Source organism: Kitasatospora sp. NPDC048722 (assembly GCF_040650235.1).
In the GTDB taxonomy this organism is placed as follows: Bacteria; Actinomycetota; Actinomycetes; order Streptomycetales; family Streptomycetaceae; genus Kitasatospora.
In genome coordinates, this window is the sequence record NZ_JBEZGX010000021.1 from 1 (window position 1) to 21,054 (window position 21,054).

17 protein-coding genes are annotated in these 21,054 nt (G+C 75.2%); 13 read left to right on the forward strand and 4 right to left on the reverse strand.

The genetic code is table 11. The annotated features are described in order from the left end of the window. Nucleotides 1–246 precede the first annotated feature (246 nt). Nucleotides 247–1,158: a tetratricopeptide repeat protein gene (locus tag AB0C76_RS17420; protein ID WP_359965678.1), complete on the forward strand. Its 912-nt coding sequence runs from the start codon at nucleotides 247–249 to the stop codon at nucleotides 1,156–1,158. Between the two features lie 84 nt (nucleotides 1,159–1,242). Here the strand turns inward: AB0C76_RS17420 and AB0C76_RS17425 are convergent, their stop codons facing one another. After that, a complete protein-coding gene (locus AB0C76_RS17425; protein WP_359965423.1) occupies nucleotides 1,243–2,613 on the reverse strand; it encodes a DUF1015 domain-containing protein in 1,371 nt (456 codons plus the stop codon). A gap of 103 nt (nucleotides 2,614–2,716) precedes the next feature. On the opposite strand from AB0C76_RS17425, the gene AB0C76_RS17430 reads away from it, so the two are divergent. After that, nucleotides 2,717–3,328, forward strand: coding sequence for a tetratricopeptide repeat protein (locus AB0C76_RS17430; RefSeq protein WP_359965426.1), 612 nt, complete (start codon nucleotides 2,717–2,719; stop codon nucleotides 3,326–3,328). Nucleotides 3,329–3,421: 93 nt separating this feature from the next. Continuing rightward, nucleotides 3,422–4,462, forward strand: coding sequence for an HAD-IIA family hydrolase (locus AB0C76_RS17435; RefSeq protein WP_359965429.1), 1,041 nt, complete (start codon nucleotides 3,422–3,424; stop codon nucleotides 4,460–4,462). Between the two features lie 39 nt (nucleotides 4,463–4,501). On the opposite strand, the gene AB0C76_RS17440 is transcribed toward AB0C76_RS17435, so the two are convergent. After that, nucleotides 4,502–4,849: an SCP2 sterol-binding domain-containing protein gene (locus AB0C76_RS17440; protein ID WP_359965432.1), complete on the reverse strand. Its 348-nt coding sequence runs from the start codon at nucleotides 4,847–4,849 to the stop codon at nucleotides 4,502–4,504. Between the two features lie 175 nt (nucleotides 4,850–5,024). On the opposite strand from AB0C76_RS17440, the gene AB0C76_RS17445 reads away from it, so the two are divergent. The 4 genes from AB0C76_RS17445 (at nucleotide 5,025) to AB0C76_RS17460 (ending at nucleotide 7,970) form a co-directional block, all read left to right on the forward strand. Further along, nucleotides 5,025–5,894, forward strand: a complete 870-nt coding sequence (locus tag AB0C76_RS17445; RefSeq protein WP_359965435.1) for a hypothetical protein — start codon at nucleotides 5,025–5,027, stop codon at nucleotides 5,892–5,894. Next, nucleotides 5,887–6,084, forward strand: coding sequence for a hypothetical protein (locus AB0C76_RS17450; RefSeq protein ID WP_359965438.1), 198 nt, complete (start codon nucleotides 5,887–5,889; stop codon nucleotides 6,082–6,084). The genes AB0C76_RS17445 and AB0C76_RS17450 overlap by 8 nt, the downstream gene beginning before the upstream one ends. Before the next feature lie 67 nt (nucleotides 6,085–6,151). Next, nucleotides 6,152–6,958, forward strand: a complete 807-nt coding sequence (locus AB0C76_RS17455; RefSeq protein WP_359965681.1) for a TlyA family RNA methyltransferase — start codon at nucleotides 6,152–6,154, stop codon at nucleotides 6,956–6,958. A 103-nt stretch (nucleotides 6,959–7,061) separates the two neighbouring features. Next, the gene (locus AB0C76_RS17460) at nucleotides 7,062–7,970 is read left to right on the forward strand and encodes an NAD kinase (RefSeq protein ID WP_359965441.1); all 909 of its coding nucleotides are present in this window, start codon (nucleotides 7,062–7,064) and stop codon (nucleotides 7,968–7,970) included. 24 nt (nucleotides 7,971–7,994) lie between these two features. On the opposite strand, the gene AB0C76_RS17465 is transcribed toward AB0C76_RS17460, so the two are convergent. After that, complete coding sequence (locus tag AB0C76_RS17465) at nucleotides 7,995–9,506, reverse strand: PLP-dependent aminotransferase family protein (RefSeq protein ID WP_359965444.1); 1,512 nt, start codon at nucleotides 9,504–9,506, stop codon at nucleotides 7,995–7,997. Between the two features lie 193 nt (nucleotides 9,507–9,699). On the opposite strand from AB0C76_RS17465, the gene AB0C76_RS17470 reads away from it, so the two are divergent. From AB0C76_RS17470 to AB0C76_RS17480, 3 genes are all read left to right on the forward strand, one after another. Beyond that, complete coding sequence (locus AB0C76_RS17470; protein WP_359965684.1) at nucleotides 9,700–10,320, forward strand: hypothetical protein; 621 nt, start codon at nucleotides 9,700–9,702, stop codon at nucleotides 10,318–10,320. Nucleotides 10,321–10,408: 88 nt separating this feature from the next. Further along, nucleotides 10,409–12,142, forward strand: a complete 1,734-nt coding sequence (gene recN / locus AB0C76_RS17475; RefSeq protein ID WP_359965687.1) for a DNA repair protein RecN — start codon at nucleotides 10,409–10,411, stop codon at nucleotides 12,140–12,142. Nucleotides 12,143–12,330: 188 nt separating this feature from the next. Next, nucleotides 12,331–13,497 carry a glycosyltransferase family 4 protein gene (locus tag AB0C76_RS17480; RefSeq protein ID WP_359965447.1) on the forward strand — a complete coding sequence of 389 codons (1,167 nt, stop codon included), beginning with the start codon at nucleotides 12,331–12,333 and terminating at the stop codon, nucleotides 13,495–13,497. A 10-nt stretch (nucleotides 13,498–13,507) separates the two neighbouring features. Here AB0C76_RS17480 and AB0C76_RS17485 read toward each other — a convergent pair whose 3' ends face one another. Next, entirely contained in the window at nucleotides 13,508–15,505 is a 1,998-nt protein-coding gene (locus tag AB0C76_RS17485; protein WP_359965450.1) for a glycoside hydrolase family 15 protein, read from the reverse strand. 768 nt (nucleotides 15,506–16,273) lie between these two features. On the opposite strand from AB0C76_RS17485, the gene AB0C76_RS17490 reads away from it, so the two are divergent. The 3 genes from AB0C76_RS17490 (at nucleotide 16,274) to AB0C76_RS17500 (ending at nucleotide 21,006) form a co-directional block, all read left to right on the forward strand. Further along, entirely contained in the window at nucleotides 16,274–17,911 is a 1,638-nt protein-coding gene (locus AB0C76_RS17490) for a CTP synthase (RefSeq protein WP_359965689.1), read from the forward strand. Between the two features lie 106 nt (nucleotides 17,912–18,017). After that, a complete protein-coding gene (locus AB0C76_RS17495) occupies nucleotides 18,018–18,665 on the forward strand; it encodes an NUDIX hydrolase (protein WP_359965453.1) in 648 nt (215 codons plus the stop codon). A gap of 175 nt (nucleotides 18,666–18,840) precedes the next feature. Next, nucleotides 18,841–21,006 carry a tetratricopeptide repeat protein gene (locus AB0C76_RS17500; protein WP_359965455.1) on the forward strand — a complete coding sequence of 722 codons (2,166 nt, stop codon included), beginning with the start codon at nucleotides 18,841–18,843 and terminating at the stop codon, nucleotides 21,004–21,006. Nucleotides 21,007–21,054 lie beyond the last annotated feature (48 nt).

A 21,054-nucleotide genomic window follows, 5' to 3' on the forward strand; every position in this document is an offset into this window, starting at 1 on the left:
TACCGCCGCGACGACCGCCCGTCGGGTGGTTTCAACCGTGACCGTGACGACCGTCAGGGCGGCGGTTTCCGCCGCGACGACCGTCCCTCCGGTGGCGGCTACCGCCGCGACGACCGCCCGGGTGGCGGCGGCTACCGCCGCGATGACCGCGGTGGCCGCTTCGAGGGCCGTCGTGACGACCGCCGCGACGACCGTGGCGGCCGCGACTACGACGACCGCCGTGGCAACTACGAGCCCGTCAAGCGCCTGCCGATCCCGGAGGACGTCACCGGCTTCGAGCTGGACGCGGACGTGCGCCAGGAGCTGAAGAGCCTGCCCAAGACGCTCGCCGACGACGTCGCCCGCAACCTGGTGATGGTCGCCCGCCTGCTCGACGGCGAGCCGGAGGAGGCGTACCAGTACTCGCGCGTCGCGCTCCGTCTGGCCTCGCGCGTCGCGGCCGTCCGCGAGGCGGCCGGCTTCGCCTCGTACATGACCCAGCGTTACTCCGAGGCGCTGACCGAGTTCCGCGCCGCCCGCCGGATGACCGGTCGTGCGGACCTGTGGCCGGTCATGGCCGACTGCGAGCGCGGTCTTGGCCGTCCGGAGCGGGCGCTGGCGATGGCCGGCGAGCCCGAGGTGAAGCAGCTGGACAAGGCCGGCCAGGTCGAGATGCGCCTGGTCGCGGCCGGTGCGCGCACCGACATGGAGCAGTTCGACGCCGCCGTGGTGACCCTGCAGAGCCCGGAGCTGGCCTCCAGCGCCGTGCACCCGTGGACCGCGCGCCTGCGGTACGCCTACGCCGAGGCCCTGATCGCGGCCGGCCGGGCGGACGAGGCCCGCGAGTGGTTCGTGAAGGCGGTCGAGGCCGACACCGACGGTTCGACCAACGCCTCCGAGCGGCTGGCCGAGATTGACGGCGTGGAGTTCGTGGACGCGCTCGACCCCGAGCTGGAGGACGAGGCCGAGGAGGCCGAGGCCCCGGCGAAGAAGCGCGGCGGCGACGTGTCCGACGACCGCGTGATCTTCGAGGACGAGGAGGACGTCGAGGAGTACTACGACGAGGACGACCTCGAGATCGACGAGGACTTCGACGGCGTGGTGCCCGAGCGTTCGAACGACGCCGAGGCCGAGGAGAAGACCGAGGCCGACGCGGCCGAGGCCGACGCCAAGAGCTGACGCGCGACCGACGAGTGAGGCCCTGCCGCACCCCGGGAGATTCCGGGGCGCGGCAGGGCCTCACTGCGTCAGGGTCCGGGCGCGTCAGCCCAGTTCGAGGTTGCGCAGCACCAGTCCGGTGGCCGGCTTCGGCCCGAAGGACGTGGACTTGCGCGGCATCGTGACGCCCTGTTCGGCGAGCCTGCGCACGACGCTCTCGCGCACCGGGTGCAGCAGGACGGCGGTGCCACCGGTGCGGGCCGCCTCCCGTTCGGCGGCGACGGCGGTGTGCAGGTAGCCGATGTCGTCGGGGCCGTCGGGGACGTGCCAGGTGTGGTCGAGCAGGGTGGCGTGCAGGACGGTCGCGTCGAGGTGGCGCCACTCCTCGGGGCGGTCGCGCGGCACGGTGGCGTCGAGGAGGGCCTCCTCGGGCTCGCCGACGAGCCAGAAGGCGCCGTCGCCGCCGGTCAGGACGAAGCCGTTGCCGCCGTGTCGTTTCTGCTCGGCGAGCGCTTGGAGGGCGGAGGCGAGCGGGCCGGGGATCTCCTTGACCTGCCACTGGTCGCCGAGTCGCTCCAGGGCCTCGGCGACCGGCAGTCGGTAGAGCACCCGGTGGATGGCCCGGACGCGCAGCGGGTAGCGGGCGGTGTCCACGAGGAGGACCATGCCGCGGTCCCACGGGCTGCGCGGCAGGTGGCGGTGCTCGCGCTGGAGGCGCAGGTACATCTCCCAGCGGTGGTGGCCGTCGGCGATCAGGGCCCGGCAGCGGGCGAGGTCGCGGCCGATCTCGGCGATGTCGTCGGGTGCGGTGACGGCCCAGAGCCGGTGGTGGGTGCCGTCGCTGGTGGCGGTGGTGAGCAGCGGTTCGTCGCGGACGGTGCGCTCGATGACGTCGGCCGCGCCGCCGTTGCCCCGGTAGGTGAGCAGGAGCGGTTCGAGGTTGGCACGGGTGGTGCGCATGAGGCCGACCCGGTCGGCGACGGGCCGCGGCATCACGTCCTCGTGCGGGAGGACCACGCCGCCCTCGCGGCCGCTGACCGCGAGGGCGCCGATCAGGCCGCGCTGCAGCAGCTCGGGGGAGTCGGCGGTGGCGGGCACGCGCTGCTCGTAGACGTAGAGCGCGGGCTCGGGGTCGGCGGCGAGGACGCCCTCGCGCTGCCAGTCGCGCAGCAGCCGGGCGGCGTGCCGGTAGCGGGTGTCGCGGTCGGGGCGGTCGCCGCTGTCGTCGGGCTCGGGACGCGGCAGGATCAGCCGGACCACGTTGTGCGGGTCGGCGGTCTCCAGGTCGAGCCGGCGGCCGGGGTCGACGACGTCGTACGGGGGTGAGGTGACCGCGGCCAGCGTGCCGACCCGGTCGGGGACGTAGCGCAGGCCCCTGAACGGGGACAGGGACAGACCTGCTGTGGCGACGTGCCCGGGATCGCCGGGGCCGCCCTGCGGAGTCTCGGCTCCGTCTTCTGCACTGGAGGTGCTCATTCTGGGCATCGTAACCGGGTACGCGTTGTTGAGAGATCGGAACACCTGTGCTGATCAGTGGGACGGGTGGGCGACCGAGGGGCGAACGAGGGCGAGGTACGGCATGAACGACGGGTGGAACCAGGTGGACGACGGCGTTCCGGTCGAGCCGGGCGCAGGGGACGGTGCCACCGGTGGCGGCGTCACCGGGTCGGGCGGCGTCCCGGCGCAGCGGCCGGGCGAGCCCGCCGGGGACGTGTACGAGTGGTTCCGCCGGGGCGGGAAGCTGCTGGCCCAGGGGCACCCGGCGGCGGCCGAGCAACTGCTGGCCCGGGCGGCGGCGGCCGAGCCGCACTCGCGGAGCATCCGGGAGACGCTGGCGCGGGCGCAGTTCGACGCGGGTTCGTACGCGGCGGCGCTGGAGAACTTCCAGGCCGTGGCGCTGGCGGATCCCTCCGACGACTACGCTCAGTTCGGGTGGGGCGTCGCGGCGGCCCGGCTGGGCGACTTCGAGACGTCCGCCGAGCACCTGGCACTGGCCGTGGCGATGCGGCCGGAGGCCGAGCACTACCGGGCGGCGCTGCGGCAGACCCGGGCCACCCTGGCGGCCCGTGCCGGGGCGTTCGGCCCGCTGCTGCCCGGGGCGCCCGGGTACCTGGAGCCCCCGGCGGGCGGCACCGGCGGCACCGGCGGCGCCGGCGACGGGAGCGCGGGCGGCGTCGACGACGACGCGTGACCGGCGGCCCCGTCCACCGAGGAGAACGACCACCGCGGTGAACGACGCACCAGACGCAGTGAACGACGACGCAGTGAATGAGGTAGAGCAGGCATGACCGAGACGGCCACCCCCGTGCGACGGACCGCCCCCGGGAGCAGCGAGCGCCCGCTCACCGAGGCGTACGACACGGCCTTGCTGGACCTCGACGGCGTGGTGTACGCCGGACCGCACGCGATCGAGCACGCCGTGGACGCGTTGGCCGCCGCGCGCGCGACCGGGATGCGCCTCGCGTACGTGACGAACAACGCCTCCCGGCCGCCCCGGGTGGTGGCCGGGCACCTGACCGAGCTGGGCGTGCCGGCCGAGGCCGCCGACGTGATCAACTCGGCGCAGGCCGCTGCCCGGCTGGTCGCCGAGAAGGTGCCGGCCGGATCGAAGGTGCTGGTCGTGGGCGGTCTCGGGCTGGAGGAGGCGCTGGCCGAGCGCGGTCTGGTGGCGGTCCGGACGCTCGACGAGGAGCCGCTCGCGGTGGTCCAGGGTTACGACCCGTCGGTCGGCTGGGCGCAGCTGGCGGAGGCGTCGTACGCGGTGCAGCGCGGGCTTCCGTGGGTGGCGTCCAACACCGATCTGACGGTGCCGACGGCCCGGGGCATCGCGCCCGGCAACGGGACGCTGGTGGCGGCGGTGCGCGCGGCGACCGGGGTGGAGCCCGAGGTCGCGGGCAAGCCGCTGCCGCCGATGCACCGGGAGACGGTGCTGCGGACGGGGGCCGAGCGGCCGCTGGTCGTGGGCGACCGGCTGGACACCGACATCGAGGGCGCGTTCAACGGAGGGGTGGACAGCCTGCTGGTCTTCACCGGGGTGACGACGGCGGCGCAGCTGCTCACGGCCCCGGTCGAGCACCGTCCGACGTACCTCGCGGCGGACCTGCGGGGCCTGCTGGAGCCGCACCCGGCGGTGGAGGCGGCCGAGGGCGGCTTCGCCTGCCGGGGCTGGGTCGCGCGCGCCGAGGAGGGCGTGCTGCGGCTGGACGGCGCCGGGGCGGACCGCTGGGACGGCCTGCGGGCGCTGTGCGCGGCCTCCTGGGCGGCGCTGGACGCGGACGGGGAGCCGGCCGACGGGCGGAAGGCGCTCGCCGAGCTGGGCTTCTGACCTCTTCGGCGTCCTCGACGTCTTCGGGCGGCGGCCAGGTCAGAGCAGGGTGCGCAGCCGCAGGAGGTCGCGGAAGCCCGCCTCCAGCCTGACCCGGCCGCCCGCCCACGCGGAGGCGAAGCTGAGCCCGCCGCCGACGAGGGCGACCAGGTCGTCGCTGGCCATGGTGAGCCGGATCTCCGCCTTCTCGGCGGGGGCGCCGGGCGCCGAGACGACGTCCTGGATCCGGCCGTCGCGCAGGCGGCCGGTGAAGGTCAGGTCGAGGTCGGTGATCCGGCAGGAGAGGGAGCGGTCGAGGGCGGCGGCCTTGCGGACGTCGCCGGTGGACTTCGCCATGTTCCGGCTGAGCTGTTCCAGTGCCTCGCGGCACTCCTCGGCGTTGGCCATGGCAGTGGGTCCCCTCCCTGGGCGTCCCGGGTTCCGGTGGCCGACGGCGGCGGCCGGCGCGGGGCCACGGTACCGCAGGCGGGTTTTGGCGGTAGCGTCGTCAGTGGGGCGCCCGGTACCGGCCGGGGGCCTACGGCGACGGAGCGATGCGCGCAGGCGCTAAGGAGGCACCCGGATGCTGCCGAGGACGGTGCGGGGAGTGGTGGAGGCCGCGGCCGTGGTGGTGGAGGAGGTAGGCAAGCGGGTCGTCGGGACGGCGGCCACCATCCTGGAACGGACCGGGGTCGACGTCGGCGAGGTCGAACGCCGGCTGGGCGGGCAGTTCCCGCCGTCGGCCAAGCAGCTGCAGACCCTCGCGGAGGAGGCGGTCACCGCCGGGCGGGCCGGGGTGGACCTGGCCGTCGGGGTGGCGCGCGGCGAGGTGGAGAAGGCCTTCGAGAGGGTCGGCGACCAGGTGACCAAGGTCGGCGTGGTGCTGGCGTACCTGGAGAGCAAACTGCGCGAGGTCGAGGAGGACGCCGTCCCGGTGGCGCGGCCCGCGGCGCCGGCGCAGGACGAGGAGCCCGTGCCGGCGCCGCGTGCGGACGGCCTGTTCGGCCGCGGCTGGGAGCAGCGGCACGAGCCGCCGGCCCGTGCCGTGGGCGAGCCGATGGCGGCGGAGCGGGTGGAGGTGGACGAGCCGGTCGAGGTCGATCCGCCGGTGGCGCCGGCGCACTCGCCGGCCCGTAAGGCGCCGGTGGGGAAGGCTCCCGCCGAGCAGTCCGCGTCCGAGTCCGCGTCCGAGCCCGGGTCCGAGCCCGGGTCCGAGCCCGCCAAGAAGCCCGCTGCCAAGAAACCCGCTGCCAAGAAGACGGCCGCGAAGAAGACGGCCGCGAAGGCCACGGCGGTGAAGAAGACGGCCGTGAAGAAGACGGCCGTCAAGAAGACCGCCACAGCGAAGAGCACCGCCAAGAAGACGGCCGCCGCCGACGCGCCCGCCAAGCGCACCGCGACGAAGAGGACCACCGTCCGCAAGGCCACCAGCACGAAGAAGCCCGATGCCTGACGTCCCCGCCCCGGGCGCCGCCCCCGAGCCGCTCGGCGTCGACCTGACCCCGACCGGCCACCCCGCCGTGGACGCCGGGCTGGCCCGGCTGGAGGCGCTGGACGGGGTGCCCGCCGAGGCGCACGTCGCGGTGTACGAAGATGTTCACCGGCGGTTCGCCGACGCGCTGGCCGCGCTCGACGGGGACTGACCCGCACCACCCGTACGACCCGCACCACCGACCCGCACGACCCGTAGGAGCTGAAACACCAGTGGCAGTGGCACGACGCCGTCTCGACGCGGAGCTGGTCCGCCGCAAGCTGGCCCGGTCGCGCGAGCACGCGTCCGAGCTGATCGCGGCGGGCCGGGTGACCGTCGGCGGCACCACCGCGACCAAGCCGGCCACCCAGGTGGAGACCTCGGCGGCGGTCGTCGTGGCCAAGGACGACAACGACCCCGACTACGTGTCGCGTGGCGGCCACAAGCTGGCCGGGGCGTTCGCGGCGTTCGTGCCGCAGGGCCTGGTGGTCGAGGGCCGCCGGGCGCTGGACGCGGGCGCGTCCACCGGAGGGTTCACCGACGTGCTGCTGAGGGCCGGCGCGGCCGGCGTGCTCGCGGTGGACGTCGGCTACGGGCAGCTCGCGTGGTCGCTGCAGAGCGACGAGCGGGTGACGGTGATGGACCGCACGAACGTCCGTGAGCTGACCCTGGAGATGATCGGCGGCACCCCGGTCGACCTGGTGGTAGGTGACCTGTCGTTCATCTCGCTGGGCCTGGTGTTGCCGGCCCTGGCCGGGTGTGCGGCCGCGGACGCGGACCTCGTGCTGATGGTCAAGCCGCAGTTCGAGATCGGCAAGGAGCGCCTGGGCAGCGGCGGCGTGGTGCGCAGCCCGCAGCTGCGCGCAGAGATGGTGCGTCAGGTCGCGGCGCAGGCGTGGGAGCTGGGGCTGGGCGTGCGAGCGGTCACCGCGAGCCCGCTGCCGGGGCCGTCCGGGAACGTCGAGTACTTCCTGTGGATGCGCCGGGACGCCCCGCAACTGGACCCGGCGGAGGCGGACCGGGCCGTCGCGGAGGGCCCCCGATAGGGTGCTCGGGGGACGTCGGGTCCGTCATGCTGTGTGATTGCTGTGTGACGCGACCGCACCGGGCCGAGGGCGACCCGGCAGGCGTGAGGGAGAGGGCAGCGGCATGAGCGATGAAGAGCGTACGGTCTTCCTGATCGCGCACACCGGCCGGGAGGCGGCGCTGCGCAGCGTCGAGGGCCTGGTGCACGGGCTGCTGAAGGCGGGCGTCCGGATCAGGCTGCTGGCCGCCGAGGCGGTCGGCCTGGACCTGCCGGACGGGGTCGAGAAGGTCGCCGGCGGGCCGGGCGCGGCGGACGGCTGCGAGCTGATCCTGGTCGCGGGCGGTGACGGCACGCTGCTGCGCGGGGCGGAGCTGGCGCGCGAGCACGGGCTGCCGATGCTCGGGATCAACCTGGGCCGGGTGGGCTTCCTCGCGGAGGCCGAGCGGGACGACCTCGCGGTCGTGGTCGAGCGCGTGGTGAAGGCCGACTACGAGGTCGAGGAGCGGATGACGATCGACGTCATCGTCCGCACCAACGGCGACGTGGTGCACCAGGACTGGGCGTTGAACGAGGCCTCGATCGAGAAGGCGTCCCGGGAGCGGATGCTGGAGGTGGTGACCGAGGTGGACGGCCGTCCGGTCTCCAACTTCGGCTGCGACGGGGTGGTCTGCGCGACGCCGACGGGTTCGACGGCGTACGCGTTCTCGGGCGGTGGGCCGGTGGTGTGGCCGGAGGTGGAGGCGCTGCTGATGGTGCCGATCTCCGCGCACGCGCTGTTCGCGCGTCCGTTGGTGACCTCGCCGGACTCGGTGCTGGCGGTCGAGGTGCAGCCGAAGACCCCGCACGGCGTGCTGTGGTGCGACGGGCGGCGCTCGGTCGAACTGCCCGCCGGCGCGCGGGTGGAGGTGCGTCGGGGGCAGACGCCGGTGCGGCTGGCGCGGCTGCACCGGGCGCCGTTCACCGACCGGCTGGTGGCCAAGTTCGCGCTGCCGGTGACGGGTTGGCGCGGGCGCTCGAACACGCCCTGCTGATCCGGGGGGGGATCCGAGGCGGCGTCACACGGCCAGCGGCTGGCTGTCGTCCGCCGTGCCGAACCGGCCGCCGCTGCCCGCCTGCGCGGCGACGACGGCGAGCCGTTCGACGGCGGCGGGCACGCCGGGCGCGGGTACGGTGAGCGGGATCCGGATGTGGTGCTCGAACGCGCCGTCCGCGCCGAACCGGTTGCCGGAGGCGATCCGCACCCCGCCGCGCTCGCCGGCGAGCGCGAGCGCGGCGCCGGACAGGCCGTCGGTGGAGACCCAGAGCGAGAGGCCGCCGGGCGGCGGCGCGTAGCTCCAGCCGGGCAGCCGGCGGGGCAGCTCCGCGCCGAACGCGTCGGCGGTGGCCCGCAGCCGGTCGAGCTGGTGCGCGCGGATGGCGGGGAGCGGCTCGCCCATCAGGTCGGCGGCGATCAGCTGGTCCAGCACCGGGGTGCCGACGTCGCTGTAGACCCGCTCGGAGGCCAGTCGGCGCACCAGCGCGGGCGCGGCCCGGACCCAGCCGATCCGCAGGCCGCCCCAGAGCAGCTTGCCCGCCGAGCCGACGGTGACCACCTGGGCGGTCCGGTCCAGCGCGGCCGTCGGGCGCGGCAGCGGCGCGTCGGGGGGCACGCCCCAGCCGAGTTCGGCGGTGGTCTCGTCGACCAGGACGACCGTGCCGGCCGTGCGGGCGGCGGCGAGCAGCTCGCGGCGCTGCTCCTCGGGGATCAGCGCGCCGGTCGGGTTGTGGAAGTCCGGCAGGACGTAGGCGAGCCGGGGCGCGGCGCCGTGCAGCACGCGGCGCCACTCGGCGAGGTCCCAGCGCGGCCCGCGCAGCGGCCCGTCCGGCCACGCGTAAGGGACGGGCACCAGCCGCGCCTCGGCGAGCCGCAAGGCCTGGAGGGTGTGGGCGTAGGTGGGCGCCTCGACGGCGACGCGGTCGCCGCGGCCGATCAGCACCCGCTGGAGCAGGTGGAGGCCGCCCATCGCGCCGGTGGTGATCAGGATCTGGTCGGGAGTGGTCGGCAGGCCGCGCTCGGTGAAGCGGCGGGCGACGGCCTCGCGGAGCACCGGGACGCCGGTGGGGTAGTGGCCGTGCCCGGCGGTGTAGCGGGGCAGCTGCTCGACGGCGCGGGCGGCGGCCTCGCCGAGGAAGGGCTGCGGGGCGGGCAGGGCGGCGACGCCGAGGTCCAGGGTGCGGTTCTGCTCGTCCGGCGGGACGGGGTGCAGGGCGTCGCTGGGCGGCGGGGCGCCCTCGGGCAGGGTGGTCCAGCTGCCGGAGCCGCGGCGGCTGCGCAGGTAGCCGTCGGTGCGCAGCGCCTCGTACGCGGTGGCGACGGTGGTGCGGCTGAGCGACAGGGCGGCGGCGAGTTCGCGTTCGGCGGGCAGGCGGGCGCCGACCGGCAGGCGGCCTTCGGTGACCAGCAGCCGGATCTGGTCGGCCAGGGTGCGGTAGGCGGGCCGGCGGGCGGGGGCCGGGGTGGGCAGCCGCGCGGTGGAGAGCAGCCGGGCGAGCGCCGGGGGAGTGACGGTGGTGTGCCAGTCGGCCATGGGTGATCAGTCCACTTGCTCGGAATTGGCCCTGGAGCGGGCCTGTTTGGCCCGCTCATCATGACAGGGCGGCCGTCGAGGCCGCCACCGCCGGGGCCGTCCCCCGGGGTGCGGCACCACCGCAGGAGCACCATTGGCCACCACCGCGACCCCGACCGCCGTCCCGTCCGGGCGGACCCCGCTCGCCGTCCGCGTGCTCGGCGACACCCACGCGCTCGGCCGCCGCCTCCCGCAGCTCTTCGGCGGCCTCGCGCTGTACGGCGCGAGCATGGCGCTGATGCTCCGCTCCGGCCTCGGCCTCGATCCCTGGGACGTCCTGCACCAGGGACTCCAGCGCGTCCTCGGCCTGACCGTCGGCGCCTGGGTGACGATCTGCGGCGCGCTCGTCCTCCTGCTGTGGATCCCGCTGCGCCAGCGGCCGGGCCTCGGTACCGTCGCCAACGTGCTGGTGATCGGCGCCGCCATGGACCTCACCCTCACCGTCGTCGGCGGCGTCGGCGCGCTGCCCGCCCGGATCGCCCTGATGACCGCCGCGGTCCTGCTCAACGGACTGGCCAGCGGCCTCTACATCGGCGCCCGCCTCGGCCCGGGCCCGCGCGACGGCCTGATGACCGGCCTGCACCGGCGCACCGGCCGCTCGCTGCGGCTCATCCGCACCGGCATCGAACTGACGGTGCTCGCCGCCGGGATCCTCCTCGGCGGCACCGCCGGGGTCGGCACCGTCGTGTACGCGCTGGCCATCGGCCCGCTGGTGCAGCTCTTCCTGCCCTGGTGCACCGTGCCGGGCCCGGGGCGAACCTCCCGGAAGGGATGAACTTCCGGGCACGGAGTTGCCGCGCGCCGTTGCCGCTCGTCGCGCGCCGGGGGTGGAACCTCGTAAGGTCGTCTCCGTGTTGGACGAGATGCGGATACGGGATCTTGGGGTCATCGACGACGCGGTGGTCGAACTGGCCCCCGGCTTCACCGCCGTGACCGGTGAGACCGGCGCAGGCAAGACCATGGTGGTGACCAGCCTCGGCCTGCTGCTCGGCGGCCGGGCCGACCCGGGGCTGGTGCGCAACGGCACCGGACGCGCCGTCGTCGAGGGCCGGCTCGAACTGCCCGCCGGCTCCCCGGTGGCAGCCCGCGCGATCGAGGCCGGGGCCGAACTGGACGACGGCGCCCTGTTGATCAGCCGCACCGTCTCCGCCGAGGGGCGCTCGCGGGCGCACGTCGGCGGCCGGTCCGTGCCGGTCGGGCTGCTCGCCGAACTCGGCGAGGACCTGATCGCGGTGCACGGACAGACCGACCAGCAGCGGCTGCTGCGCCCGGCCCGCCAGCGCGGCGCGCTCGACCGGTACGCGGGCGAGACGGTCGCCGAGCCGCTGGCGCGCTACCGGGAGACCTACCGGGCGCTGCGCGAGGTCTCGGCGACCCTGGAGGAGCTGACCACCAGGGCCCGCGAGCGCGCCCAGGAGGCCGACCTGCTGCGCTTCGGGCTGGACGAGATCGCCGCCGCCGAGCCGGTGGCCGGCGAGGACGTCGAGCTGTCCGCCGAGGCCGAGCGCCTCGGCCACGCCGACGCGCTGTCCTCCGCCGCGGCCCTCGCCCACGCCGCCCTGGCCGGCGACCCTGCCGACCCGGAGGCGCTGGACGCCGGCACCCTGCTCGCGCAGTCCCGCCGCGCCCTGGACGCCGTCCGCCACCACGACGAGCGGCTGGCCGCCCTGGCCGACCGCCTCAACGAGGTCGGCTACCTGCTCGCCGACGTGGCCGGCGACCTGGCCGGCTACGCGGACGACCTGGACGCCGACCCGGTGCGCCTGGCCGCCGTCGAGGACCGCCGGGCCGCGCTGGCCCAGCTGCTGCGCAAGTACGGCGGCGCGGAGAACACCCTCGCCGAGGTGCTCGCGTGGGCCGAGGCCGGGTCCGCCCGGCTCGCCGAACTCGACGGCGACGACGACCGGATCGACGAGCTCGGTGCCCGGGAGACCGAGCTGCGCGCCGAGCTGGCCGAACTCGCGGCCGAGGTGTCGGCCGCCCGGCACGCCGCCGCCGGGCGTTTCGCCGAGGCCGTCTCCGCCGAACTCGCCGAACTGGCCATGCCGCACGCCCGGGTGACCTTCGCGATCTCCCTGGTCGACGACCTCGCCGGGATCGAAATCGACGGCCGCACCGTCGCCTACGGCCCGCACGGCGTGGACGAGGTCGAGGTGCTGCTCGCCCCGCACCCCGGCGCCCAGCCCCGCCCGATCGCCAAGGGCGCCTCCGGCGGTGAGCTGTCGCGGGTGATGCTCGCCGTCGAGGTGGTCTTCGCCGGCGCCGACCCCGTCCCCACCTACCTGTTCGACGAGGTGGACGCGGGCGTCGGCGGCAAGGCCGCCGTCGAGATCGGCCGCCGGCTCGCCAAGCTGGCCGAGTCCGCCCAGGTCGTGGTCGTCACCCACCTCCCGCAGGTCGCCGCCTTCGCGGACCGGCACCTCGTCGTGGAGAAGACCAACGACGGCACCGTGACGCGCAGCGGCGTCAAGGTGCTCAACGACGAGGAGCGGGTGCGGGAGCTCTCCCGGATGCTGGCCGGCCTGGAGGACTCGGAGCTGGGCCGCGCCCACGCCGAGGAACTGCTGGCCGCCGCCCGGGCCCCGCGCCGGCGCTAGCCGCCCCCTTCGCCCGGGTCCGGCGGTCCTCGCGGCACGACGACGCGCCCCGGTGGCGCCGACTGTCCAAGAGGGCCGCCGACCTGGCATGGTGGCGGCTGGACACTGGCTTTCCAGTCCCGAGCGCCGCCGGCGGGCAACCCCCGCAGCGGGGCGCGCGAACCTGATCGAGTCGGATGCGAGACGACGTGGACCATTCCGCCGCCCGGGTCACCCCGGCCGTCCCCGAGCCGGGCCAGCTGCACGTGGTGCTCGTCCTGGCCGCCAGCACCGGCGGGATCGGTGCCCATGTCCGCTCCCTCGCCCAGGGCCTGGTCGCGCACGGGGTCGGCGTCACGGTCTGCGCCCCGGCCGGCACGGACGCGCTGTTCGGCTTCTCCCGCACCGGCGCCCGGTTCCACACCGTCGACATCACCCCCACCGCGGGCGCCCGCAGCGACGCCACCGCCATCGGCGAACTGCGCCGCGCCTTCACCGGCGCCGACGTGGTGCACGCCCACGGCCTGCGCGCCGGGCTGCTCTCCGACCTCGCGCTGCGCACCGCCGGCCGCTTCCCCGGCCTGCGCCCGGAGACGCCGCTGGTGGTCACCTCGCACCACGCGCTGCTGGCCACCGGCATGGAGCGCCGCCTCCAGCGGCTCATGGAGCGCCGGGTGGCGCGCGCCGCCGACCTCGTCCTCGGGGCCTCCTCCGACCTCGTCGCCCGGGCCCGCGAGCTGGGTGCCACCGACGCCCGGCTCGGCCCGGTGGCCGCCCCGCCGATGCCCGAGGGACGGCTCGACCGGGCCTCGGCTCGGGCCGCGCTGCTCGGCGGGGGCCCGGACCGGCCGCTGGTGCTGGCGGTCGGCCGGCTCGTCCCGCAGAAGGCCTTCGGGCTGTTGCTCGACGCCACCCGCGAACTGTCCGCGCTGGATCCGGAGCCGCTGCTGCTGCTCGCCGGGGACGGCCCGGAGGCGGGCGCGCTGCGCGAGCGGGTCGCCGCGGAGAAGCTGCCGGTGCGGCTGCTCGGCTACCGCACCGACGTGCCCGACCTGCTGTCGGCCGCCGACGTCGTGGTCGTCTCCAGCCGCTGGGAGGCCCGCTCGCTGGTCGTCCAGGAGGCGATGCGGGCCGGCGTGCCGGTGGTCGCCACCGCCGTCGGCGGGATCCCCGAACTGGTCGGCGACGCGGCCGTGCTGGTGCCCGCCGGTGACCCGGCCGCGGTCGGCCGGGCCGTGCGCGAGCTGCTGGCCGATCCGCGGCGCCGGGAGCGGCTGGTGGCGGCCGGCCGCCAGCAGGCCGAGACCTGGCCGGACGAGGCCGCCACCGTCGCCCAGGTGCTGAGCACCTACGACGAGCTGGTCCAGCGGGCTTGACCGGGGCCGGTCAGACGGTCGCCTGCTCCACCCGCTCGCCGGCGAGGCCGTCGGGCTGGGCCGACAGGTAGGCGCCGCCGCAGGCGGTCAGGCGCAGCGCGGTGTCGATCAGCGGGACGTGGCTGAAGGCCTGCGGGAAGTTGCCGACCTGGCGCTTCTCGCGCGGGTCCCACTCCTCGGCGAGCAGGCCGAGGTCGTTGCGCAGCCCGAGCAGCTTGTCGAACAGCTCGCGGGCCTCCTGGACCCGGCCGATCATGGCGAGGTCGTCGGCCAGCCAGAACGAGCAGGCGAGGAAGGCCCCCTCGTGGCCGGAGAGGCCGTCGACGTTGTTGCCGCTCTCGTCGTGGGTGGGGTAGCGCAGCACGAAGCCGTCCTCGGTGGACAGTTCGCGCTGGATGGCCTCGATGGTGCCGATGACGCGCTTGTCGTCCGGCGGGAGGAAGCCGACCTGGGGGATGAGCAGCAGCGAGGCGTCCAGTTCCCTGCCGCCGTAGTACTGGGTGAAGGTGTTGCGCTCGGGGTCGTAGCCCTTCTCGCAGACGTCCCGGTGGATGGTGTCGCGCAGCTCGCGCCAGCGCTCCAGCTGGTCGTCGTCGGGGGCGTCCTCGGGGGTCTGCTCCAGCAGCTTGATGGTGCGGTCGACGGCGACCCAGGCCATCACCTTGGAGTGGACGAAGTGCCGGCGCGGGCCGCGGACCTCCCAGATGCCCTCGTCCGGGTTCTGCCAGTGGTCCTCCAGGTACCCGATCAGGCGCAGCTGGAGGTGGTGGGCGTGGTCGTTGCGCACCAGGCCGGTCATGTGGGCCAGGTGCAGGGCCTCGACGACCTCGCCGTAGACGTCGAGCTGGAGCTGGCCCGCGGCGCCGTTGCCGATCCGCACGGGCTGGGAGTTCTCGTAGCCGGGCAGCCAGTCCAGCGAGGACTCGGTGAGCTCGCGCTCGCCCGCGATGCCGTACATGATCTGCAGGTTCTCCGGGTCGCCGGCGACCGCGCGCAGCAGCCACTCGCGCCAGGCCTTGGCCTCGTCGCGGTAGCCGGTGCGCAGGAGCGAGGAGAGGGTGATCGCGGCGTCGCGCAGCCACGTGTAGCGGTAGTCCCAGTTGCGCTCGCCGCCGATGTCCTCGGGCAGGGAGGTGGTGGGGGCGGCGACGATGCCGCCGGTGGGGGCGTAGGTGAGGCCCTTGAGGGTGATCAGCGAGCGGATGACGGCCTCGCGGTAGGGGCCCTGGTAGGTGCACTGCTCGGCCCACTCGTGCCAGAAGTCGGCGGTGGCGTCGAGCAGCCCCTCGGCGTCGGGGACGTTCGGCGCGTCCAGGTGGGAGGCCTGCCAGGTGAGGGCGAAGGCGATCCGCTCGCCGGCGGCGACGGTGAAGTCGGCGTAGGTCGTGAGGTTGCGGCCGTAGGTGTCGGCCTCGCCGTCCAGCCAGACCGAGTCGGGCCCGGCGACGGCGACGGTGCGGTGCCCGCCGTCGGCCTGCTCGACCCGGTGCACCCAGGGCACGATGCGGCCGTAGGAGAAGCGCATCCGCACCGCCGAGCGCATCCGGACGGTGCCGGCCACGCCCTCGACGATCCGGATCACCTGGGGGACGGCGTCCTTGCCGGCCAGCGGGCGCGGCGGCATGAAGTCGATCACCCGGACGGTGCCGCCCTGGGCGTCCCACTCCTGCTCCAGGATCAGCGAGTCGCCCCGGTAGCGGCGGCGGTCGGCGGGCACGGCGGGGGCGGCGGCGGTGGGCGGGGGGATCCGCAGGTCGGCCGTGTCGGCGAAGCGGACCCGGCCGGTGAGCGGTGCCGGGACGGCCGTGGCGCCGGGGACCTCGGTCGCGACGGCTTCGGCCGGGCCGATCCGCCAGAAGCCGTGTTCATCGGTGCCCAGCAGGCCGGCGAACACGGCCGGCGAGTCGAAGCGGGGCAGGCACAGCCAGTCGACCGCCCCGTCCCTGCTGACCAGGGCGGCGGTCTGCATGTCCCCGATGAGTGCGTAGTCCTCGATACGGCCGGCCACGTGGATCTCCAGTTCGCAATGTGGTCACGACGCATCGGCGATCCGAGGGGAGCGAGCGGTCTGCGGGGCCGGAGGCCCACCCCGGACCGTCCGGCTCGCCGGTGGGTGGTGGCGGGCCTTGCCGGAGTGTCCGCGCGGGGCTCGGTGGAGCCCCGGGGTGGGTGGGGGAGGAGCTGGATTACGGAGAGGTCCGGTCGCGCATCGGGGACCGGGAGCGTCCTGACCCTCCCACGCCCTCCGCGTGCTCGTGCTGTCGGCGATGCGTCCGTGCAGCTTACGACGGACGAAAGGGGCGAAGCACGCGGACGCAGCCCCGTGTGGCGCCACAATTCGGGGGAAATGCCGTGCATCGCGGAGGAGGCGTGCAGGATGGTCCGGACGGATCACTTCCGGGTGGTCCGCCAGGAGGGGGCGTCATGGCCCAGTCGGGGAGTGCCGGCGTGGCCCGGTCCGGCAGGTGTGCGACCGGTGTGACGGATGCGCCGTACGGTGCGCCGGTGGTGCGCCCCGCGTGCGCCGTGACGCCGGTGCGAGCGGCCGGGAAGGCGTCCGGGTCGGGTCACTGATACCCTGGTATCCCGTGGACCGGTGGGATCAAACGCCCCGGACCAGCCGAACCGACGACTCTTCGGGTGCCGTGCCTCACACCGCACCCCCTCGTCGCCCGGCGAGCCGGTGAGCCCCCACCCACGTCACTTTCGACTCGCGACCCACGGGAGCCCCCTCTTGGCACAGCCCCATTCCGGCAAGGCAGCGAACGGCCGCGCCGTGACGACCAAGCACCTCTTCGTCACCGGGGGTGTCGCCTCTTCGCTCGGCAAGGGGCTCACCGCCTCCAGCCTCGGCGCCCTGCTCAAGGCCCGCGGACTGCGCGTCACGATGCAGAAGCTCGACCCGTACCTCAACGTGGACCCGGGCACCATGAACCCGTTCCAGCACGGTGAGGTCTTCGTCACCGACGACGGCGCCGAGACCGACCTGGACATCGGCCACTACGAGCGGTTCCTGGACACCAACCTGCACGGCTCGGCCAACGTGACCACCGGCCAGGTCTACTCCACCGTGATCGCCAAGGAGCGGCGCGGCGAGTACCTGGGCGACACGGTCCAGGTCATCCCGCACATCACCAACGAGATCAAGTCCCGGATCCGCCGCATGGCGACCGAGGACGTCGACGTCGTGATCACCGAGGTCGGCGGCACCGTCGGCGACATCGAGTCGCTGCCGTTCCTGGAGGCCGTCCGCCAGGTCCGCCACGAGGTCGGCCGGGACAACGTGTTCTTCGTGCACGTCTCCCTGCTGCCCTACATCGGCCCCTCGGGCGAGCTCAAGACCAAGCCGACCCAGCACTCCGTCGCCGCGCTGCGCAACATCGGCATCCAGCCCGACGCGATCGTGCTGCGCGCCGACCGCGAGGTCCCGCAGGCCATCAAGCGCAAGATCTCGCTGATGTGCGACGTGGACGAGGAGGCCGTGGTCGCGGCCATCGACGCGAAGTCGATCTACGACATCCCCAAGGTCCTGCACGGCGAGGGCCTGGACGCCTACGTGGTGCGCCGGCTCGACCTGCCGTTCCGCGACGTGGACTGGACCACCTGGGACGACCTGCTGCGCCGCGTCCACGAGCCGCAGCACATCGTCAAGGTCGCCCTGGTCGGCAAGTACATCGACCTGCCGGACGCCTACCTGTCGGTGACCGAGGCGCTGCGCGCCGGCGGCTTCGCCAACAACGCCCGGGTCGAGATCAAGTGGGTCACGTCCGACGACTGCGAGACGCCCGAGGGCGCCCGCGACCAGCTCGGCGACGTGGACGCGATCTGCATCCCCGGCGGCTTCGGCGACCGCGGCGTCAACGGCAAGGTCGGCGCCATCACCTTCGCCCGCGAGAACAAGGTCCCGCTGCTGGGCCTGTGCCTGGGCCTGCAGTGCGTGGTCATCGAGGCGGCCCGCAACCTGGCCGGCCTGCCGGAGGCCAACTCCACCGAGTTCGACGCCGCCGCCAAGCACCCGGTGATCTCCACCATGGCCGAGCAGCTGGCGATCGTCGACGGCAAGGGCGACCTGGGCGGCACCATGCGCCTCGGCCTCTACCCGGCCAAGCTCGCCGAGGGCTCGATCGTCCGTGAGGTCTACGGCGGCGAGCAGTACGTCGAGGAGCGCCACCGCCACCGCTACGAGGTCAACAACGCCTACCGCGCGGACCTGGAGAAGACCGGCCTGCAGTTCTCCGGCCTCTCGCCCAAGGGCGACCTGGTCGAGTACGTCGAGTACCCGCGCGAGGTGCACCCGTACCTGGTGGCCACCCAGGCCCACCCGGAGCTGAAGTCCCGTCCGACCCGCCCGCACCCGCTGTTCGCGGGCCTGGTCAAGGCGGCCATCGCGATCAAGACCGCGGCGCCCGAGTAGTCACACCCTCCTCGGTCCCGGTCGTTCACCCGACGGCGGCCCCGCGATTCCCGCGGGGCCGCCGTCCGGCGTTAGATTGTGTCGTACTGACGAAAAGGGGAGAGCGATGGACGACAGCAGCGACCGGGTGATCGCCGACGCGGCCGAGGAGTGGGAGGTCCGGGAGGGCCGGACGCCGTTCCAGGGCCGGGTCACCGGCGTGCGCAGCGAGGAGGTCCGGATGCCCGACGGCAGCTGGGCCCGCCGCGACTACCAGACCCACCCCGGCTCGGTGTCGGTGCTCGCCCTGGACGACAAGGAGCGGGTGCTGATCCTGCGCCAGTACCGCCACCCCGTCCGCCAGCGGCTCTGGGAGCTGCCGGCCGGCCTGCTCGACGTTCCCGGCGAGAACCCGTGGCACGCGGCCAAGCGGGAGCTGTACGAGGAGGCCCACGTCGAGGCCGGCACCTGGCGGGTGCTCGCCGACTACTACACCTCCCCGGGCGGCACCGACGAGGCGCTGCGGATGTTCCTCGCGACCGACCTGTCCGACGCCGAGGGCGAGCGCTACTCGGCCGAGGGCGAGGAGCAGGAGATCGAGACGGCCCGGGTGCCGGTGCCCGAGCTGATCCGGCTGATCCAGGCCGGGCGGCTGCACAACCCGACGCTGATCACCGGCACGCTCGCCGTGCACGCGGCGCTGACGACTCCCGGCGGGCTGGACGCGCTGCGCCCGCCGGAGGCGCCCTGGCCGGCCCGGCCCTTCGAGGCCTGAGCCGGCCCTCCCGGGGCGCTCCCGGCGCTCCCGTTGATCCGGCGGGGTGATTTGCCGGTTCGTACGACCGGATGTCACCTCGGCCGGGCCGGACGGCCGAACTACGCTTCGCAGACAGGCGGTCCGTCCCGGGCCGCGTGCGCTGAGCACCGGACGATGTCGGGAGTGGGCACGGGTGGCGAGGAAGACGGTGACGATGGACGCCGGCCCCGGAGTGCCCGCCGGGTCCGTGCCCGGTGTGGAGCGGCTGCCGGCGGGCCCGACGGTGTTCGCCGGGCGGCGCGCCGAACTGGCCGCGCTGCGGGCCGCCGCGGCCCGCCCGGCCGCCGGCCGCAGCCCGGTGCTCGTGCTCGCCGGGCGCCCCGGCTCGGGCCGCACCGCGCTCGCCGTGCGCTTCGCCCGCACCGTCGCCGCGGACTACCCCGACGGCGTGCTCTTCACCCGCCTGTCCGCGCCCGACGGCGCGCGGGTGCCGCCCGCCCGCGCCGCCCGCCTCCTGCTGGAGCAGCTCGACCCGGACGCGGACGTGCCGCTGCCCGGCGCGACCGAGGACGGGCGCGACGAGCCGGCCTGCGTCGCGCTGCGCGAGGCCCTGACCGGCCGCAGGGTCCTGCTGCTGCTCGACGACGTCCGGGACGCCGGGCAGTTGTGGCCGCTGCTCGCCGACGAGCCCGGCTGCCTGGTGCTCGCCACCACCGCCGGGCCGCTCACCGGCATCGAGGACATCGACCCCGTCATCCTCGGCGGGCTCGACCGGCAGGCCTCCGGCGAGCTGCTCGCCGACCTGGTCGGCGGCACCCGGCTCTCCTGCGACCCGGTCGGCGGCGCCGACCTCGCCGAGGCCTGTGCCGCCCGCCCGGCCGCGCTGCGGCTGATGGCCGGGTGGCTGCGCGGCAACCCGAAGACGGCCGTCACGGACGCGGCGCGCGAGCTCGCGGGCGTCCTGAGCGAGGAGGGGGCCCGGCCGCCGGCGGACCGGAACAAGGCCGCGAGGGACGGCGGCAAGGACGCTCCGAACGACGGGGCGAAGGGGACCGCGAAGAGTGTCGTGAAGAGTGTCGTGGACGACGGGAAGAAGGAGGAGAAGGCGGCGGCCCCGAAGGGCGCGAAGACCGACAGGGGAGTCAGGGCGGGCAAGGGGACCAACAGCCCCGATGACGCGAAGGGTGCCGGGGCCGACGGCGCCGCCGTGGCGCCGGAACCTCCCGCCGAACCGGCCACGGACCCGGCGGCCTGGGTCAAGCCCGCCCCCGAGCCCGCCGAGCCGGTGCCCGTCCCCGACAACGACCCGCTGGTCGGCGCGTTCACCCTGGTGTACCGCACGCTGCCGGCCGCCCAGGCGCGGATGCTGCGCGCCCTCACGCTGGCCCCCGCCCAGACGGCCGACCCCCGCACCGCCTCCGCCCTGGTCGGCTGCCCGGTACCGGACGCCGCCGCGACGCTGGCCGCGCTCGCCGGGCGGGAACTGCTCGCCGAGGAGCCGCCGGCCCCCGACGGCACGCCGCGCTACCGGGTGCCGGCGCGGCTCTACCCGCGGCTCGTCCGGCTGCGCGAGCACGAGGACCGGCCCGCCGAGACCGAGCTCGCCCGGGCCAGGCTGCTGGAACGGATGGTCCGGCTCACCGAGTCGGCCCGGGCGCTGCTCGACCCGGCCGGCGGCCCCGCACCGGACCCGCTGCCCGCCGCGCTGCGGCTGCGCTCGGCCGCGCACGCCCGGGAGTGGCTGCTCGGCGAGCGGGACCTCCTGCTCGGCGCCGTCGGCGACGCGATCGGCCAGGGCGACCTCGACGGCTCGGCCGGGCGGCTGGTCACCGCGCTGCTGCGGGCGCTGCCGCTCACCGGCGGCGCCGCGCCCGCCGACCTCCACCGGCTGCACGAGCTGGTGCTGACCGTCGCCGAGCGCAACGGCCGGCCCCGGCGCGCCTCGGCCGCGCTGCTCAACCTGGGCGACCTGCAGGCCGCCGCCGGGCGCTGGGAGCTCGCCGGGACGCACTACCGGGCCGCCCTGGAGCACGCCCGCAGCGTCGGCGACCAGCCGCTCTGCGCGCGGGCGCTGGAGGGCGCGGCCGGGTGCCACCGGGCGCTCGGGGACGCCGTGCGCGCCGCCGACTGGTACGGGCGGGCACTCGGGTTGCGGCAGTCGATGGGGGAGCACGCGGCGGAGGCCCGGCTGCTCGCCCGGGTGGCCGAGGCGCACACCGCCCAGCGCCGTTTCGAGGAGGCCGAGCGGGAGTACCGCGCCGCCCTGGCGGTGCTGCGCAGGCTCGGCGACGAACGGGGCCAGGAGGCCGTCGGGGCCAGTCTGGCGGACCTGCGCGAACGCCTCCACACCGGGTGGTGAGCGGCGGTTCAGGGGTATTGTCTTAGATGTCCGGTTCGGACTTCTTTG

Coding starts and splice junctions, on each gene's coding strand:
- AB0C76_RS17445 (WP_359965435.1), top strand. CDS start 5,025: ATGCTGCCGAGGACGGTGCGGGGAGTGGTGGAGGCCGCGGCCGTGGTG.
- recN (WP_359965687.1), top strand. CDS start 10,409: ATGCGGATACGGGATCTTGGGGTCATCGACGACGCGGTGGTCGAACTG.
- AB0C76_RS17450 (WP_359965438.1), top strand. CDS start 5,887: ATGCCTGACGTCCCCGCCCCGGGCGCCGCCCCCGAGCCGCTCGGCGTC.
- AB0C76_RS17460 (WP_359965441.1), top strand. CDS start 7,062: ATGAGCGATGAAGAGCGTACGGTCTTCCTGATCGCGCACACCGGCCGG.
- AB0C76_RS17495 (WP_359965453.1), top strand. CDS start 18,018: ATGGACGACAGCAGCGACCGGGTGATCGCCGACGCGGCCGAGGAGTGG.
- AB0C76_RS17430 (WP_359965426.1), top strand. CDS start 2,717: ATGAACGACGGGTGGAACCAGGTGGACGACGGCGTTCCGGTCGAGCCG.
- AB0C76_RS17440 (WP_359965432.1), bottom strand. CDS start 4,849: ATGGCCAACGCCGAGGAGTGCCGCGAGGCACTGGAACAGCTCAGCCGG.
- AB0C76_RS17435 (WP_359965429.1), top strand. CDS start 3,422: ATGACCGAGACGGCCACCCCCGTGCGACGGACCGCCCCCGGGAGCAGC.
- AB0C76_RS17465 (WP_359965444.1), bottom strand. CDS start 9,506: ATGGCCGACTGGCACACCACCGTCACTCCCCCGGCGCTCGCCCGGCTG.
- AB0C76_RS17425 (WP_359965423.1), bottom strand. CDS start 2,613: ATGAGCACCTCCAGTGCAGAAGACGGAGCCGAGACTCCGCAGGGCGGC.